Source organism: Luteitalea sp. (assembly GCF_022842525.1).
Lineage (GTDB): Bacteria > Acidobacteriota > Vicinamibacteria > Vicinamibacterales > Vicinamibacteraceae > Luteitalea.
The window spans coordinates 16,685-32,325 of record NZ_JALHPM010000009.1; the positions used below are offsets into that span (position 1 = coordinate 16,685).

15 protein-coding genes are annotated in these 15,641 nt (G+C 70.6%); 7 read left to right on the forward strand and 8 right to left on the reverse strand.

All coding sequences use genetic code 11. The features are described from left to right. The first annotated feature begins 5 nt into the window (after positions 1-5). The 6 genes from Q0C41_RS03455 (at position 6) to Q0C41_RS03480 (ending at position 4,026) form a co-directional block, all read left to right on the forward strand. Positions 6-383 (forward strand): YciI family protein, encoded by a 378-nt coding sequence (locus tag Q0C41_RS03455; protein WP_291981057.1) that lies wholly within the window; start codon positions 6-8, stop codon positions 381-383. Beyond that, positions 380-1,666 (forward strand): DUF6596 domain-containing protein, encoded by a 1,287-nt coding sequence (locus Q0C41_RS03460; RefSeq protein WP_291981058.1) that lies wholly within the window; start codon positions 380-382, stop codon positions 1,664-1,666. Before Q0C41_RS03455 ends, Q0C41_RS03460 begins: the two co-directional genes overlap by 4 nt. 113 nt (positions 1,667-1,779) lie before the next feature. Then, positions 1,780-2,208, forward strand: a complete 429-nt coding sequence (locus tag Q0C41_RS03465) for a hypothetical protein (protein WP_291981059.1) — start codon at positions 1,780-1,782, stop codon at positions 2,206-2,208. A 51-nt stretch (positions 2,209-2,259) separates the two neighbouring features. Beyond that, complete coding sequence (locus Q0C41_RS03470) at positions 2,260-2,802, forward strand: hypothetical protein (protein WP_291981060.1); 543 nt, start codon at positions 2,260-2,262, stop codon at positions 2,800-2,802. Next, positions 2,799-3,131: a hypothetical protein gene (locus Q0C41_RS03475; protein ID WP_291981061.1), complete on the forward strand. Its 333-nt coding sequence runs from the start codon at positions 2,799-2,801 to the stop codon at positions 3,129-3,131. Before Q0C41_RS03470 ends, Q0C41_RS03475 begins: the two co-directional genes overlap by 4 nt. 31 nt (positions 3,132-3,162) lie before the next feature. After that, the gene (locus Q0C41_RS03480) at positions 3,163-4,026 is read left to right on the forward strand and encodes a class I SAM-dependent methyltransferase (protein ID WP_291981062.1); all 864 of its coding nucleotides are present in this window, start codon (positions 3,163-3,165) and stop codon (positions 4,024-4,026) included. On the opposite strand, the gene Q0C41_RS03485 is transcribed toward Q0C41_RS03480, so the two are convergent. From Q0C41_RS03485 to purE, 8 genes are all read right to left on the reverse strand, one after another. After that, positions 3,979-5,736, reverse strand: coding sequence for a CehA/McbA family metallohydrolase (locus Q0C41_RS03485; protein ID WP_291981063.1), 1,758 nt, complete (start codon positions 5,734-5,736; stop codon positions 3,979-3,981). The two genes, Q0C41_RS03480 and Q0C41_RS03485, sit on opposite strands and share 48 nt — an antisense overlap. After that, positions 5,733-6,815 (reverse strand): HupE/UreJ family protein, encoded by a 1,083-nt coding sequence (locus tag Q0C41_RS03490; protein ID WP_291981064.1) that lies wholly within the window; start codon positions 6,813-6,815, stop codon positions 5,733-5,735. The genes Q0C41_RS03485 and Q0C41_RS03490 overlap by 4 nt, the downstream gene beginning before the upstream one ends. 149 nt (positions 6,816-6,964) lie before the next feature. Beyond that, positions 6,965-9,553: a hypothetical protein gene (locus Q0C41_RS03495; RefSeq protein WP_291981065.1), complete on the reverse strand. Its 2,589-nt coding sequence runs from the start codon at positions 9,551-9,553 to the stop codon at positions 6,965-6,967. Continuing rightward, positions 9,550-10,263 carry a PEP-CTERM sorting domain-containing protein gene (locus Q0C41_RS03500; RefSeq protein WP_291981066.1) on the reverse strand — a complete coding sequence of 238 codons (714 nt, stop codon included), beginning with the start codon at positions 10,261-10,263 and terminating at the stop codon, positions 9,550-9,552. Before Q0C41_RS03500 ends, Q0C41_RS03495 begins: the two co-directional genes overlap by 4 nt. 197 nt (positions 10,264-10,460) lie before the next feature. Then, positions 10,461-11,303, reverse strand: a complete 843-nt coding sequence (locus Q0C41_RS03505) for an HDOD domain-containing protein (RefSeq protein ID WP_291981067.1) — start codon at positions 11,301-11,303, stop codon at positions 10,461-10,463. A gap of 52 nt (positions 11,304-11,355) precedes the next feature. Next, positions 11,356-12,084: a zf-TFIIB domain-containing protein gene (locus Q0C41_RS03510; RefSeq protein WP_291981068.1), complete on the reverse strand. Its 729-nt coding sequence runs from the start codon at positions 12,082-12,084 to the stop codon at positions 11,356-11,358. Positions 12,085-12,151: 67 nt separating this feature from the next. Further along, positions 12,152-13,297 carry a 5-(carboxyamino)imidazole ribonucleotide synthase gene (locus Q0C41_RS03515; protein ID WP_291981069.1) on the reverse strand — a complete coding sequence of 382 codons (1,146 nt, stop codon included), beginning with the start codon at positions 13,295-13,297 and terminating at the stop codon, positions 12,152-12,154. Beyond that, entirely contained in the window at positions 13,294-13,785 is a 492-nt protein-coding gene (purE, locus tag Q0C41_RS03520) for a 5-(carboxyamino)imidazole ribonucleotide mutase (protein ID WP_367079107.1), read from the reverse strand. Before purE ends, Q0C41_RS03515 begins: the two co-directional genes overlap by 4 nt. Before the next feature lie 59 nt (positions 13,786-13,844). On the opposite strand from purE, the gene Q0C41_RS03525 reads away from it, so the two are divergent. Beyond that, positions 13,845-15,533 (forward strand): SulP family inorganic anion transporter, encoded by a 1,689-nt coding sequence (locus tag Q0C41_RS03525; RefSeq protein WP_291981070.1) that lies wholly within the window; start codon positions 13,845-13,847, stop codon positions 15,531-15,533. Positions 15,534-15,641: the final 108 nt, after the last annotated feature.

A 15,641-nucleotide genomic window follows, 5' to 3' on the forward strand; every position in this document is an offset into this window, starting at 1 on the left:
CGACCATGCGATACGCCCTGCTCATCCACTACCCGCAACCCACCGTCTCGACGCTGTCGGAGGAGGAGATTCGCGCCGGCATGGCCGCGTTCCATGCCTACGCCACCGCCCTCGACCAGGCTGGTGTCCTTCGTTCGGCCGAAGTGCTGCAGACCGTCGCGAGCGCCACGAGCGTGTCGGTCAGGCAGGGCGCGCTGCAGGTGCAGGACGGGCCGTTCGCCGATACCCGGGAGGCCTTTGCCGGCATCTTCATGGTGGACGTCCCGGACCTCGATGCGGCCCTGGCATGGGCCGAGCGATGTCCGGCGGCCCAGTGGGGGACGGTGGAGATCCGCCCGTCCGCCGTCCGCTTCGAGCAAGGCACGTGGGTCAGCGCCACGTGACCGAGCCAGGCGGCGACGTCGCGCCTCGACCGGAGGCGGCGGTGGTGCGTGCCGAGGCCGTGGCACGCACCGCCTACGGGCGGCTGCTCGCGATTCTGGCGGCGCGTGATCGCGACATCGAAGCCGCCGAGGACTGCCTCGCCGAGGCCTTCGCACAGGCCCTGATCACGTGGCCGCGCTCGGGCGTCCCGGCCAACCCGGAAGGGTGGCTGGTCACCGTGGCCCGCAACCGGGGACGCGACGCCCGTCGCTCGGCCGCACACCGGTTGTCGGTGCCGCTCGAGGTCCTGACAGGCTCGGAACCCTCGATCCTGCCGACGGACGAGGACCCGTCGGCCATTCCCGATCAGCGGTTGGCGCTCCTCTTCGCCTGCGCACATCCGGCGATCGACCCGGCCGTCCGTACGCCGCTGATGCTGCAGACGGTGATGGGCCTCGATGCCAGCCAGATCGCCCGCGCCTTCGCGCTGCCGGCCGCGACCGTCGCGCAGCGACTCGTGCGCGCCAAGCGCCGCATCCGTGATGCGCGCATCCCGTTTGTCGTCCCCGGGAGGGCGCAGATGCCGCAGCGCCTGCGTTCCGTGCTCGAGGCGATCTACGGCGCGTACGCGATCGACCTCGGCCTGGTGGCCGGCGCCGAGCCGCGTGGGTCGATCGGCCACGAGTCGCACGACCTCGCCGTCCTGCTCGCCACCCTGCTGCCGGACGAGCCCGAGGTGCTGGGACTGGCCGCGCTCATCTCGCTCTCGCTCGCACGGCGCGATGCCCGGGAGGTGGCCGGCACGTTCGTCCCTCTCGACGAGCAGGAGCCGTCGCGCTGGGACGCCGCCCTGATCGCGGAGGGCGAGCAGTACCTGCGCCGGGCGCATGCCTGTGGGCGTGCTGGACGCTTCCAGATCGAGGCGGCCATACAGTCGGTACACTGCGCCCGCGCCTACTCCGGCCGCACGGACTGGCAGGCCCTGCGCACGCTCCATGCCGCGCTGATCCTCGTGGCGCCGACACTCGGCGCCCGCGTCGCGCACGCGGCGGCTGTCGGCAGGGTCGAGGGGCCCGAGGCGGGTCTGGCGGCGCTCGAGGCGATTGCCGGGGATGCCGTGCAGCGGTTCCAGCCGGCCTGGGCGACACGCGCGCACCTGCTGGCAGACGCCGGTGCCGTCGACGAGGCCGCCCAGGCGTTCGCGCGCGCGATCTCGCTGACCACCGACATCGCCGCGCGGCGCCATCTCGAGGAGCGGCGCACGAGGCTGGTCTGGCGTGCGGCGGGGTCGCCGATCGAGTGAACGAGCATCGACACGACTGCGCGACGGGTGTTGTATCGCTCGCGGAAGCCGTCGATGACCTGCTGGCTGCGCGTCGCGGCCGAACTGGATGATCTTCTGCCCGGAGTCCGCCCATGAGCCGATCCCTTCTCGTTCGCATCGCCGCCGTGCTCGCGCTCGTCACGGGGATGGCCCACCTGGCCGGCACCTTCATGGCGGTGCCTGTCGATCAGGTCGCGATGCACGCTGCGATCGCCACCATGAAGAGCACCATGGTCCCGATGCCGGTGGGACCCGCCCGCAGCTACATGCAGATCCTGGACGGCAACAACCTCTGCACGGCGCTGCTCCTGCTGGTCTGCGCGGCGCAGCTCTTCGTGCTCGCCACGGCGCCAGGGGGACGTGCCACCGACCGCCTGTTGCTGATCACCGCCGTCGCACTCGCGGGCTTCGCGATGCTCAGTGCCCTGTACTTCTTTCCGGTGCCGACGGCGATGACGGCGCTCGCGGCGCTGCTGACGGTCATCGGGCGCACCAGACTGCCGCGTGGCACGATGGCGTGATGCCGCGGCCGCGCGCCGACAACGAGGGAGATCACCTACTCTGGTGTTTCTATGACCTTGCAGCAGCTGCAGGCGGACATGCGTCGCGGATACATCTGGGGCGCCCCGGGCGTGGTGGTCTCCGGGTTCGTCTGGCTGGCGGCCGGCCTGGTCGCTGCCCTGCATGACGAACGGACGGCCGTCTGGACGCTCTTCTTCGGGGCCTCCTTCATCTTTCCGATCGGGACGGTGGTGGACAAGCTCCTGGGCGCGCCAGGCACGCACACGGCCGGCAATCCGCTCGGGCGGCTGGCCATGGAAGGCACGATCTGGATGCTGATGAGCCTGCCGGCGGCCTACGTGCTCTCGCGGTATCGGATGACGTGGTTCTTCCCGGCCGTGCTGATGGTGATTGGCGGGCGCTACCTGACGTTCGCCACGCTGTATGGGACGATGGCCTACTGGGGCCTCGGGGCGCTGCTCGGTGGCGCGGCGGTGCTGGGGGTGATGCTGGCATGGGCGCCGTCCACCGTGGCCCTCACGGGTGCAGCCATCGAGATCGTGTTCGGCACGGGGCTCTACGTGTGGCAGCGTGGCCGCGAGACATCGCCGTGACCTCTGGCACTTCGCGCAGCTGGATGCCCGACGTCCCCGTGACCCGCGTGTCGATCGACGACAGCGAGCGCCTCTGGGTGGAGACGGGCAAATCCTTCGATTTCGTCTACAAGGCCGCCACCGGCGTGGAGTGGGATCCGGCGCGGCGCGCGCTGGTGTCGCCGCTGCATCGCGAGCTGACGCCCGCCGCACGGCTCCAGTTGATCTGCGACGCCGTCCGCTCCGAGTACGGCGTGATGCTCGTCAGGAACGACGAGACGGACTGGAGCGCGGTGCCTGCCGCGCAGCAGTTCATGCTGCGGCGGCTGCTGCCCGTCCAGCCGCGCTGACCCACCGCGCACGGTCTAGAATGACCGGCGCATGCATCCGCTGATTCACCGCGTCGGCGGATTCGCCAAGGTCCAGCTCGCGCGGCTGTGGCGGCGCCCCGTCACCGACGAGTACGAGGCCGGCGCACCCTCGCCGCAGCACGCCCTGAACCTCTATGCCGGGGAGTGGGCGTCGCGGCTGCCACCCGCGTTCTCCCAGTGGACGGCCGGTCAGATTCCGCTGTTCGAGGATAGTCGCCTGGTCTGGGCGCTGGATCGCCTCGGCAGCCTCGACGGGGCGCACGTCCTGGAGCTGGGCCCGCTCGAGGGTGGACACACGTGGCTGCTCGAGCAGCGCGGAGCGGCCAGCGTCACCGCTATCGAGGCCAACCGGCGCGCCTACCTGAAGTGCCTCGTCATGAAGGAGGTGGTGGGCATGACCCACGCGCGCTTCCTGCTCGGCGACTTCATGGCGTTCCTGCGCGCGTCGCCCGAGGCGCGCTTCGACGTGGGCGTGGCCAGCGGCGTGCTGTATCACATGGCGCAGCCGGTGGAACTGCTGGCGCGACTGGCCCGCGCCTGCGATAGCCTCTACATCTGGACGCACTACTACGACCGGGCCCTGGTCGAACAGCGGCCCGAGGTGGCGGCGCGCTTCCGTGCCCCGGAAACGCGGACCGTCGACGGCTTCGCGCACACGCTGCACCCGCACTGGTACCAGGCTGCCCGCTTCAGTCCGGGCTTCTGCGGCAGCGGCGAGACGCATCCCCGCTGGATGACCCGCGACGCCATCGTGCAGGCGCTGCGCCACTTCGGCCACGCGCACGTGGAGATCGGCCTCGACGAGCCCAACCATCCACACGGCCCGTCACTGGGATTGGTCTCCTGGCGAGGCGACGCGACGGGCCGAGGCTGATCGCCCTGGCACAGACGGCAGCGTGGCGCCCAGTTGCGCCAGGATCGCCCGCGTGTCGGCGATGCGGCGGGTCATCCCGTCGCGGGCGCGCACCAGCTGGTTGTTGACCGCCGTCCCGGGCGTGGCGAGCTCGGCCTCGATCTCGCGCAAGTACGCCTCCGACAGATCCAGATAGCGACGCGCAGTGGCGGGATTGGCGAAGCCGGTGCCGTTGGCGCGCACGTAGACGGGCGTCGTGTGTGCCGCCTGCGTCGGACCGCCGCGCGCCCGGGCCGCGATCCAGATCCCGTGGCCGCCAATCGGCAGGTCGTACGACAAGGCGAGCCGCTCGGTCGACTGGCCCGCGTCGCGGGCCGTCACCGCGCGGATCACCTCTCCATGCACCACGAGTTCGAGGTCGCGCAACGGCACGTCGGTGCGATGCCCGCGCGCCTCGACCACCACCTTCAGCGTGTCGCCGGTTCGCCGCTCCAGCGTCGTGCCCGGCCGTGCCTCGTCCACACGCAGGTCGAGCATCGGTCCGGTCGTCGCGAAGGTGTGTCCGGCCTTGAGGCCGCCGATCCAGCCGTCGAACGTGAGCGGGCCGTCGACGTACGTGTAGAAGCGGGCGTCGCCGATGCGCGGACCTTCGTCCTCCGCCGCGCCGAACGCCTTGGTGCGGCCGCACCAGGGGAAGTCGGACCCGGCCAGCGCGGTGAGCGGGAAGCCGAGATCGAGGAAGTGGTAGTAGTGCGTCGTGATGAGCGGGCCGGCGGGCGCGCAGAACTGCATCAGCTCGACGAAATCGAGCTTCCGCTGCAGGACGTCGAGGGTCATGCCGCGATAGCCGTGGAAGGTCATCGCCTGATGGGCGTAGCCGGTCACGCCGCCGAGTTCGTGGACGCGGTCGAAGGTGCGGTCGTAGCCGTAGTACGCGTCCACGGGCCGCACGCGCACCACCTTCGCGTGCCCGAGCGAGATGGTGTGACCGATCTCGGGTGTCCGTGGATCCTCCTGGCCAGACGAAATCAGCCGACCGCCCTCCTGGTACCGCCCGTCAGGGCCGAAGGCGTACTGCCAGAAGTAGCTGGTGTGGAAGTCGGCCATCTGGAGCAGGTTGCCGACGTGGATGTCCTCGGCCGCCAGCCAGCGCTGCACCAGCGGGTTCTCGCGTGGCGACCGCCGCAGGTGGATGTGATCGTCGGAGGAATACCAGCCGCGCGACGGCATGTCGATCCACCGCCGCAGCTCGTAGCGCTCGCGAACCTGCCGGCCGGCGTCGAGCGTCACGCGATGCTGCTGGCGGACGAACTCGTACCCCTTGGATACCGCAATCTGGTACGTGCCTGGCGGCAGCGGCACCTCGAAGGTACCGTCGACGTAGAAGGCACCGTCGGGCTGCGTCGCATAGCCCTGCGCGCTGTCGTCGTGGCCCCACATGATGGCGAGCGCCTCGCGCGGCACGCCGAGCGCTTCGCCGGGCATCGCCAGCGCGCCAAGCGGGCGCTTGCTGATGGGAACACCGGCCGCATCGGTGATGCGCACGCGCACCGGAATCGGCCTCGACTGTCCCTGCTCCACCACCGTGACGCGCAGGGTGCCATCGGTGGCCGCACTCGCCGTGTAGAGGTACAGCGCGGCGAGCGCGACACCGGCGCCGAACGGCAGGAGCGCCGCACGCCATCGACGCTGGCGCGGCAGGGATGACGACGAGGCTGAGTGCACAGTCATGACAGGCGCTCCACGAACCACAGGCACGCCAGGCCGATCACCGCCGCCGACGTGCCCTGCACGACGCGACGATGCCACGGCGTGCGGGCGAGGACGATGACGAGTGGCAGCACGAGGGCGACCACGGCGAGTTGTCCAATCTCCACACCGACGTTGAAGGCGGCGATGGCCGCCCACCACTGCGCGGCGGGCAGGTCGTGCGCTCGCAGGACGCCCGCGAAGCCGAGACCGTGGATCAGCCCGAAGCCGAACGCGGTGGGCCAGCGCGAACGCGCGCGATCGCCGAGCAGGTTCTCGATGGCGACGTAGGCGATGCTGACGGCGATCGCCAGTTCGACGAACCTGGCTGGCGGCGTCACCACCTGCGCCGCCGCGAGGACGAGCGTCAGGCTGTGCGCCGCAGTGAAGGCCGACACGATGGCGATGCGCGACCGCCACGTCCCGCCGGGCACCAGCAGGCAGGCGAGGAACACCAGGTGGTCGTAGCCCGTCAGGATGTGCTCGACGCCGAGCAGCAGCATCGCGCGCATCGACCCGTCCGGAGCGATCGCCTCATGCCACGATGCCGCCCCGACACCGGGTGCGACGTGGGTCGGCGCCGTGGCGTGCAGCGTCATCGCCACCACCGCGCCGGCGCGCTCGGCCCGGACGACGACACGGTGGCTGTCGTCGGTCAGCACGTGGAACGCGCTGCGAAGGACCGGCGCCGTCGCCGCCGTGTCGAGCTGGTGGACGACCTGCACGTCGAGCAGCCCGGAGTCCAGGACAGCGGCGGTGACGATCCGCGACGGGAGGCGTGCGCCAGCCTGCTCGATGGTGAAATGCGCGAGCAGCGTCTCGCCGAAGGAACCGAGCCGCTGGACGTCGAGGGCTCCGGGGCGCACAGCGGACAGCAGGCCCGGCGCCATCCGCTCGACGTCGTCGATCGCGATCAGTAGCTGGCTGCGAGCCTCGGCACCGCGAAAGACGACGCGCCAGTAGGCCACCGATCCCGCGTGCGCCGACACCTCCGCTGCTGCCATCAGCAGCAGGAGCAGGGCGCCGAAGCACACGCGCATCGTCGTCGGGGGCAGGGACATGGCGGCTGGTGGCAGGGATGGTATCCGACCCGCTGCGACGTTCGGGCAGAAACGACAACGGCGGCAGCCGGCGATGGACGCCGACTGCCGCCGATGAGTGCCGTGCTGGTCAGGCCGGTCGCTGGTGAGGCGACCCGGCAGGACCGGGATCAGGGCTGCAGGTCGACGCGCCAGGCGCTGCGGCCGTGCGTGAAGGCGAAGAGACGCTTCGTGCCCGTCGGGTTGATGCCGAGCGACTCGGTCACCACGTTGGCGAAGCCGGTCACTTCCTTGTACCAGTTGAGGCCGCCGTCGATCGACGTGAACACGCCGGCGTCGGTGCCGACGTAGAGCCGCTGGGTGTTGGTCGGGTCGACCACGATCGTGTGGACCGGCAGGGCCGGCAGCGCCGTGGCGCCGGTGCCGACGATGGGCGCCCACGACGCGCCGCCGTTGACGCTCTTGTAGACGGCGACGCCGCTGAACGTGGAGAAAGTGGCATACACCGTGTTGGCGTCGACGGGGTCGAAGGCCACCGACGTCACGAAGACCGTGCGCGGTCGCGTGAAGGGCCAATTGGTGGTGCCGGTGTTGGTCAGGGCCGTGTTGGTGTAGTGGATGTAGCCGTCGCTCATCCCGACCACCACCATGTTGGGGTTGACGGGCGACACGGCGACGGACGACACGCTGCCGTTACCGGCCGTGATGCTGCTGGCCCGTGTCCACACCCCGGCCTGATCGGTGGTGCGCCAGATGAACCAGCCACCGGTCCACAGCTGCTGGGCGTTGGCGGCATTCATCGTGAACGGCGCGATGAACGCGAAGCCCTGGTCACCGGCGATGCCGTTGACGGCATCGAAGAAGCTGGCCCCGCCGTTGGTCGACTTCTGGATGGACAGGCCGGTGAACTCGCCGAACAGCACGTTCGTGTCCGTCGGGTCGACGGCCGTGTAGCCGCCGTCGCCGCCGAGCAGGCGCGTCCACGACAGCCCTGTCGTCTGCCTGCCGCGCAGCGTGCCGTTGTCCTGCGTGCCACCGAAGTAGGTGTCGCCGTCGGGATAGGCCGAGCCGTGGTAGAACTGCGTCACTTCGTAGTTGTTGTTCAGTTCGGTCCACGCCACCGCGTTGGCCGGCGGGGCGCCGCAGACGCTCGCGAGCGTCGTGCCGACGGCCGCGTTCGGGTTGTCGGTGCGGAAGAAGCCCCCGTCGTTGGCGACGTAGAGCTTGGTGTTGGCCACGCCGTCGTACTGCGGGTGGAACGCGATCACGTGCTGGTCGGCGTGGGCGTACTCGGGATCGACGCCCGGCCTGAACCACCAATGCGACGCCTGACCCCAGTTGCGCCCGCCATCGTCGGACCGGAACAGGTCGATGCCGCCGGCCCACACGCGGTCCGGATTGGTCGGGTCCACGGCGATGACGTTGTCGTACCAGCCCTGGTTGAAGAACTGGTTCGACCCGCCAAAGCCGCAGTCGGCCAGGAAGCCGTACACGGTGTTGGTCAGCAACAGCGTGTTCAGCTTGTTCGGATCGGTGTTGCGCACGCGAGCGACGAACGAGCCGGGCGCACCGCTGTTGTCGGAGCGGAACACGCCGAGCATGCCGTCCTGGTAGGTCCCTGCCGCGGTCTGCGCCGCCAGCGCGTAGACGATGTTCTGGTTGGAGGGCGCGAGCGCCAGGGAGATGCGGCCGAGGCCCGGCTCCTGCGTGCGCGTCAGCACGTGCTGCCACGGCAGAGAGGACCCGTTCTCCACGGCGCGGAAGATGCCGACCGCGGGCGTGCTGGTGCTGAAGCTGCCGCAGGCCGCGAAGATGTAGCCCACGGCACGGTCGGTCTGGGTGACCAGGTCGAAGCAGCCATTGGCCGTCGACCCGTCGACGACGCGCGTCCAGGTGGCGCCGGCATTGGTGCTGCGCCACACGCCCGTCCGCGTGGCCGCCCACATCCGCGACGAGTTGCGCGGGCTGACGACGATGTCGTTGACGTAGAAGAAGTCGGCCGTGGCTGTCGCGGCCAGCTGGGTCCAGGTGGCGCCACCATCGGTCGTCTTGAAGATGCCCGCGCCGCGGACGCCGTCGAAGTTGAAGAAGCCCTCACCGGTGCCGGCGTACAGCACCTGGGGATTCTTCGGGTCCATCGCCAGCGAGTTGACGGCGATGTTGGGGATGAGGAGGTCGGTCAGCGGGTTCCACGACGCGCCCGCGTCGGTGGTCTTCCACACGCCGCCGGCAACCGCGGCCGCGTACATGATGTCCGGGTTGGTGGGGTGGAACACCAGCTGGCGGGTGCGCCCGCCGATGTTGCCCGGCCCCAGGGGCTGCCAGGTGCCGAGGGCGCCGCCTGGCGCCGCCAGCGCCTGCGGGGCCGTCGAAGCGAGCACCTGCGGACCGGCCGGCAGGATCTCGTTGGTCACGCTCGAGTACTGCGGCATGCGCCGGATGTGCGCGGCGGCGGCGAGGTACGCCCGCACCGGAATCTGCGGGGTGGCCTGGCTGCCCGGTGCCGCGTTCGGCCCACGGGTCTCGATGGCGCCGGCGCGCTTGCGGGCGGCGAACATCGCGGCCTCGGCGGGCTGGTCGAAGCGCTTCGCCGCGGTCTTGGCGCGCGGACGACGGGCGGGCCTGGCGGCCGCGGCCGTCTCAGCCGGGGCAACCGTGGCGGAAGGGGTGGTCGGCGCCTGCGGGCCAACCGCCAGCACGCCGGCGGTGACGACAGCGACGAGTGCGCCGGTGGCGAACGTGTGGGAGGACAGCTTCACAGAGCCCTCCGCGAGCGATAGCGACGAGCGGCAACACCGGCGAGGCCGAGGCCGACCAGCGAGACCGTGAACGGCTCGGGCACGCCGTTGCCACCACCGCCACCGGGCGTGGTGTTGACGAGCGGGCCGTTGATGGCGAAGGAGCCATCCGAGACCGAGAACGTGACCGACGTGATGCGCGCCGCGGTGTCGCGGATGCCGACGAAGGGCGCCGAGCCATCCTGGTCGCCGGTGCTCTCGAGGCCGCTGGCCAGGAACGAGCCGAGCAGGGTGGTGCCGTTGTAGGCCTTGATGGTCACGCCGAACGTGCCGTAGTCGAGGCGCTGGATGCGGGCACCCACGCCCTGCACCTTGGCGTTGAAGGTGAGCGTGAGGGTGCCGCCGTCGACGAGGTTGAAGTTGGGGTCGAAACCGCCGCTCCAGAGGAGCGCCTCGTTCAGCATGAAGTTGCCGCCCCAGGTGCCGCCTTCGTCCACGCGGCTGAGAAGCGTGCCGTCATTGGTGAACGCCACCGAGCGACTCGGGTCCGTCAGCGTGACCGAGGTGCCCTGGGTCACTTCGCTGTAGTCGATGCCGAGCGGGGCGATGGTGGCCGACGCGTTGGCGCCGAGATTGGCCGGGTTGGTGACGAGGATGGTGGCGCCGAGAGCCTGGGCTCCGGTCACGGCCAAGGCTACCCCAGCCATGGCCAGCTGCTGAACGAGTTTCATCTATGGTCCTCCGGGACTGATAGATGAGAATCGCATGAATCGTGCCGACAGAAGACCGCGTCTGAACCTGAGCCTTTAAGACGACCCAGCGAGATTAGCCTCCGCAGTCGGTACCTAAAGTCAGCCTCTTTTGAATTTGCGCGACAAAGTTGCACGGCGTGACGCGCCAGGCGCCACGACGAAGTGGCGATTCCAGCCTAGCTGGCGTACATCGCCAGGACCTTCTCGAGCCGCATCGTGACCTGGGTGGTCAGGTCGACGAACCCCTCCCCCGTCATCCCGATGCGGTCCAGCGACTCCGGCTGCACCGCCAGGTCGGAGTCATTGGCCGCGTAGCCCGTCCCGGCCCGCTTGGCGGCGATATTGGCCACGTGGACGACGTCCGCGATGATGTCGCGCGCCAGCTCCGGCGTGTGGTGATGCGTGATGCCGGTGACGATGCGGACGGGGAGGTCCCAGTGCTGCGCGATCAGCCCCCCGAGCTCGCCATGGTGGACCTGCAGCAGCTCCGCCTCGGCCCGCAGGCTGGACAGGCCGCCCTTCTCGCGGGCCTCCGCGAGCAGGCGCAGCACGTCGGGGGCCAGAAAGCGCGCCATCACCAGCTTGCCCACGTCGTGCAGCAACGCCGCCGTATAGGCCTCGGCCGGCAACAACACGTGGCAATAGCTCTGCGCTGCCTCGGCCGCGAGCGCCGACGCCACCGAGTGCCGCCACAGCTCGCCCTCGGACAACCCGTACTCCGGCAACCCCTGCTCCAGGCGCTTCTGCACGCCGACCGTCGTCGCCAGGGACACCATCGGCCGGATGCCGAGGCGCACCACGGCCTCGCGGACCGTGGCAATCGGCATGGCGGAGGCACTGGCCGCCGAGTTGGCCGCGCGCAGCACCCGCAGCGTCAGGGCCTGGTCGAGACGGACGACCTCCTCGACGTCGTGCGCCGACCACGTGTCACCCGCCGTGAGGGCCATCAGCCGGGTCACGCTGGCCGGGAGGGCTTCGATGTGTTGCGCGGAGCGCGTCAGCGCCGTGAGGTCGATCATCCCGATTCTCCCGCGCGCCCGCTCCTTGCGGCCCGGGCGTGCATGGCCTGCGCTACCCCAACCGCATGCCGAGCATGCGGATTGCGGCTTGCGCGATACCCGTATTGTCCGCCATCAGGTCGTCGACCCACGACCGGTCCCCCGGCATGCTCGCCCAGGCGCGCTCGGTGGCGGCCCGTTCGTGCAACAACCGGATGGGCAGGGTGGGGTCGACGTCACGGCCATCCGCCTCGGCGAGGCTGAGGGTGGCCAGTTCACGGCGGAGCTGCTGGGGATCGACCATGGAGACCGGGGTGCCGCAATGACCGCACGACAGTGCGGCGGCCAGGCCAACAGGGGCGCCGCAGTTGACGCAGTTGATTTGCTGGATGCGCGCGCGCACTTCCTCGATCTCGACGGCCGTGAGCTCGCGGACGAGGTGCTTCTCGCGCAGGAAGTGGTACGCGGTGATGAACCGCCCGTGGCCGGCCGAGCACCGCCGGTACGAGAACTTCGTGGCGCGCTGCTGGTCGTGGACGTCGAGCAGCGCCTGGCGGCAGCGTGGACAGGGCGAACGGCCCTGGATGCCACGGGACGGCCGCAGCGTCAGGCGATCGAGCAGCGCGAGCGTGGCGCCGGGGCTCAGTTGCTGGCTCTCCTTGTCGTCGAACCAGAGCCCGCCGCACGCCCCACAGATGTCCACGTCCACCTGGCGACCGTAGCGGGCGACGAGCCCGACGGTCTCCATGAGCTGCCCACAACCGGGGCACGAGGTGGGGGCCGACAACGATCCGGATGCCACGTCCGGGGAATCGGCAGCGCCGTGGGTTTCCCCAGCCGAAGCCGCCCGGCCGGAGACGCCTGCCGCCTCAGGCCCGGGCGGTGAGCAGCCGCCGCGCCTCGCGCACGAGGGCCTCCGCCTCGTCGGGTGTCCCGGCGGTCGCGGTCAGATGCCCCATCTTGCGGCCGGGGCGGGGCTCGAGCTTCCCGTAGAGGTGCAGCTTGACCTCGGGCAGCGCGAGCGCGGCCGCCCAGTCCGGCTCACCCCGGCCCCACTCGTCGCCGAGCAGGTTGGCCATCGCCGCCGCAGGCGCCCTCGCCGTCGTCGTGCCGAGCGGCAGGCCACAGACGGCCCGGAGCTGCTGCTCGAACTGGCAGGTGACATGCGCGTCGATCGTGAGGTGCCCGGAGTTGTGCGGGCGGGGCGCCAGTTCGTTGACGATGACGTCCCCGGCGGCGTCGACGAACATCTCGACGCACAGGACGCCGACTACGTCGAGGGCCTCGCAGGCCGCGCGCGCGAGGGCCACGGCCTTGCGCGCCGTGGCCTCGGGGATGCGCGCCGGCCACACCGACACGTCGAGGATGTGGTGCCGATGGCTGTTCTCGATGGCGCCGTAGTCCACCATCGCGCCGTCGGCACTCCGGGCCACCACGACCGACACCTCGCAGGCGAAGGCGACCACGCCCTCGAGCACCGCGGGCTGCCAGCCGATCGTCGCCCAGCCCGCCGACGCCGCGTCTGGCTCCGCGATCCGCACCTGGCCCTTGCCGTCGTAGCCGAAGCTCGCCGTCTTGAGAATGGCTGGCAGTCCGACCTGGGCGAGTCCCCGCTGGATGTCGCCCGATGCCTCGACCACGGCGAAGGGCGCCACGGGAATGCCGGCGCCGACGAGGAAAGTCTTCTCGCGCACGCGGTGCTGCGTGACGTGCAGGACGTGCCCCGACGGCCGCACCACCGTGCCGGCCCCCAGGGCCTCCACGGTGCGCGAGGGCACGTTCTCGAACTCGAACGTGACCGCGGCCACGTCGCGCGCGAAGGCCGAGACGGCCGCGAGGTCGTCGTAGGACGCCGTCACCTCGTGGTCGGCGACCTGGCCCGTCGGGGAATCCTGGTCGGGAGAGAACGTGTGCACGCGGTAGCCAAGCCGCCGCGCGGCGATGGTGAACATCCGGCCGAGCTGGCCGCTGCCGAGCACCCCGATCGTGGCGCCGGGGAGGATGGGGGCGCTCATTCGAGCGACTCCGCGCGCACGGCGGCGTCCTGTCGGGCACGGACGGCCCGCAACTGCTCGCGCAGGGCGGGACGCCGCACCGCGAGCATCGCCACGGCCAGCAACCCGGCGTTCTTCGCCCCCGCCGTGCCGATCGCCATCGTCGCCACCGGCACCCCGCCGGGCATCTGCACGATGGAGAGCAGCGAGTCGAGCCCGTTGAGCGCCCGGCTCTGGACGGGCACGCCGATCACGGGCACCAGGGTCTGCGCCGCCACCATGCCCGGCAGATGGGCCGCGCCGCCGGCCCCCGCGATGATCACCTCGAGGCCGCGGACCTCCGCCTCGGTGGCGTAGTCGCGCATGAGATCCGGGGTGCGATGGGCCGAGACGACGCGCGCCTCGAAGGGGACGCCGAACTGCTCGAGGACCTCGGTGGCCTGTCGCATGGTGTCCCAGTCCGAGCGGCTGCCCATGATGACGCCAACGAGTGGATGCGTGTCTGCCATGGTCGTACGGGGAGTATAGCCACCGCGCACGCACCGCCCCGACGATCCACAATGAGCCGGTGGGAACGTTCCTGTCGGATCTGGATCTCTCCCGCCTGCGTCCGCGCCTGCTCGATGTCCTGCGCGACGGCTACTCGGCGGGGCACCTCACCTCGGACATCGTGGCAGGACTGACGGTGGGCCTCGTGGCCCTCCCCCTGGCCATGGCCTTCGGGATTGCCTCCGGCACCACCCCGGAGGCCGGGCTCTACACCGCCATCGTCGGCGGCTTCCTCGTCTCGGTCCTCGGCGGATCCCGGGTCCAGATCGGCGGGCCGACCGGCGCCTTCGTCGTCATCGTGGCCAGCATCATCGCGGAGCACGGCACCTCCGGGCTGCTGATGGTGACGATGATGGCCGGGGCGATCCTGGTGGGGCTCGCCGTGACCGGCCTCGGCACGGCGGTGAAGTTCATCCCGCGGCCCATCCTCATCGGCTTCACCAACGGCATCGCGATTCTCATCGCCTCGACCCAGATCAAGGATGCCCTGGGCCTGACGATGGCCACCGTGCCGAGCGAGTTCCTCGCCCGGATGGAGGCGTACTGGCAGGCGCTGCCAACCACCCAGATGCCCGCCGTGGCGCTGACCGCGGTGTCACTGGCCGTCATCCTCGGCGTGCCGAAGCTGATCCCCCGCGTCCCGGGTGCCATCGTGGCCCTGATCGCCGGCACGGCCGCCAGCATGCTGATGCCGGGCATGGTCGAGACCGTCGGATCGCGCTTCGGCGGCATCCCGTCGGGCCTGCCGACCTTCGCCATCCCGCAGTTCCGTGCCGACCTGATCCTGCCGCTGTTGCCGGCCGCGCTGACCGTGGCGCTGCTCTCGGCCGTCGAGAGCCTGCTGTCGGCCACGGTGGCCGACCGCATGACCGGCGAGATCCACAACCCGCACGCCGAGCTGCTCGGCCAGGGTGTGGCCAACATGCTGGTGCCGATGGTCGGTGGTATTCCGGTGACGGGCGCCATCGCGCGCACCGCCACGAACGTGCGTGCCGGTGCCGTGTCCCCCGTGTCGGGTCTGGTGCACGCGGTGACGCTGCTGGCCGTGATCCTGGTGGCGGCCCCGCTGGCGCGCCACATCCCCATGGCCACGCTCGCCGCCGTGCTCTTCGTGGTGGCGTGGAACATGGGCGAGTGGTTCGAGATCCCCGGCGTGGTCCGCCTCGGCAAGACCGACCGCGCGGTGTGGCTGGTGACCATCGCCCTCACCGTGTTCGCCGACCTGACCGTGGCCGTCGAGGTCGGCATGGCGCTGGCCGCGCTGCTGTACGTGTACCGCGTGTCCGAGACCAGCTCGGTGTCGATCGTCACCCCCGAGTACATCCTCGAAGGCGAACAGCACAGCCTGCAGTTGCAGGACGTGCCGCCCTACGTCAGCATCCTGCGCATCCACGGCCCGTTCCTGTTCGGCACGACCGACAAGCTGGGCCTGGCCACGCGCGACCTGACACCGTTGCAGGCGATCGTGATCGTGCGTCTGCGCAACATGACGGCCATCGACGCCACCGGTCTCTACGCCCTCGAAACGCTGGCCGACCGCCTCAAGGCGTCCGGTCGCCATCTGCTGCTCTGCGGCGCGCACGACCAGCCGGCGAAGATGCTGCACCAGGCCAACTTCGTCCACCACATCGGCGCCGACAACATCACCCCGAGCGTGCAGCACGCCCTGCGCCGCGCCCGCGACATCCACGCGGAGCCGGCGGCCTGACACAAGACAGTCGGACCCGCCTCCGCGCACGCGCTCTGGCGGGCCAGGCAAGTCCGACGGCTACGTGTCTCGACTCCCGATTCCCGGTTCCCGCTTCCCGATTCCCGA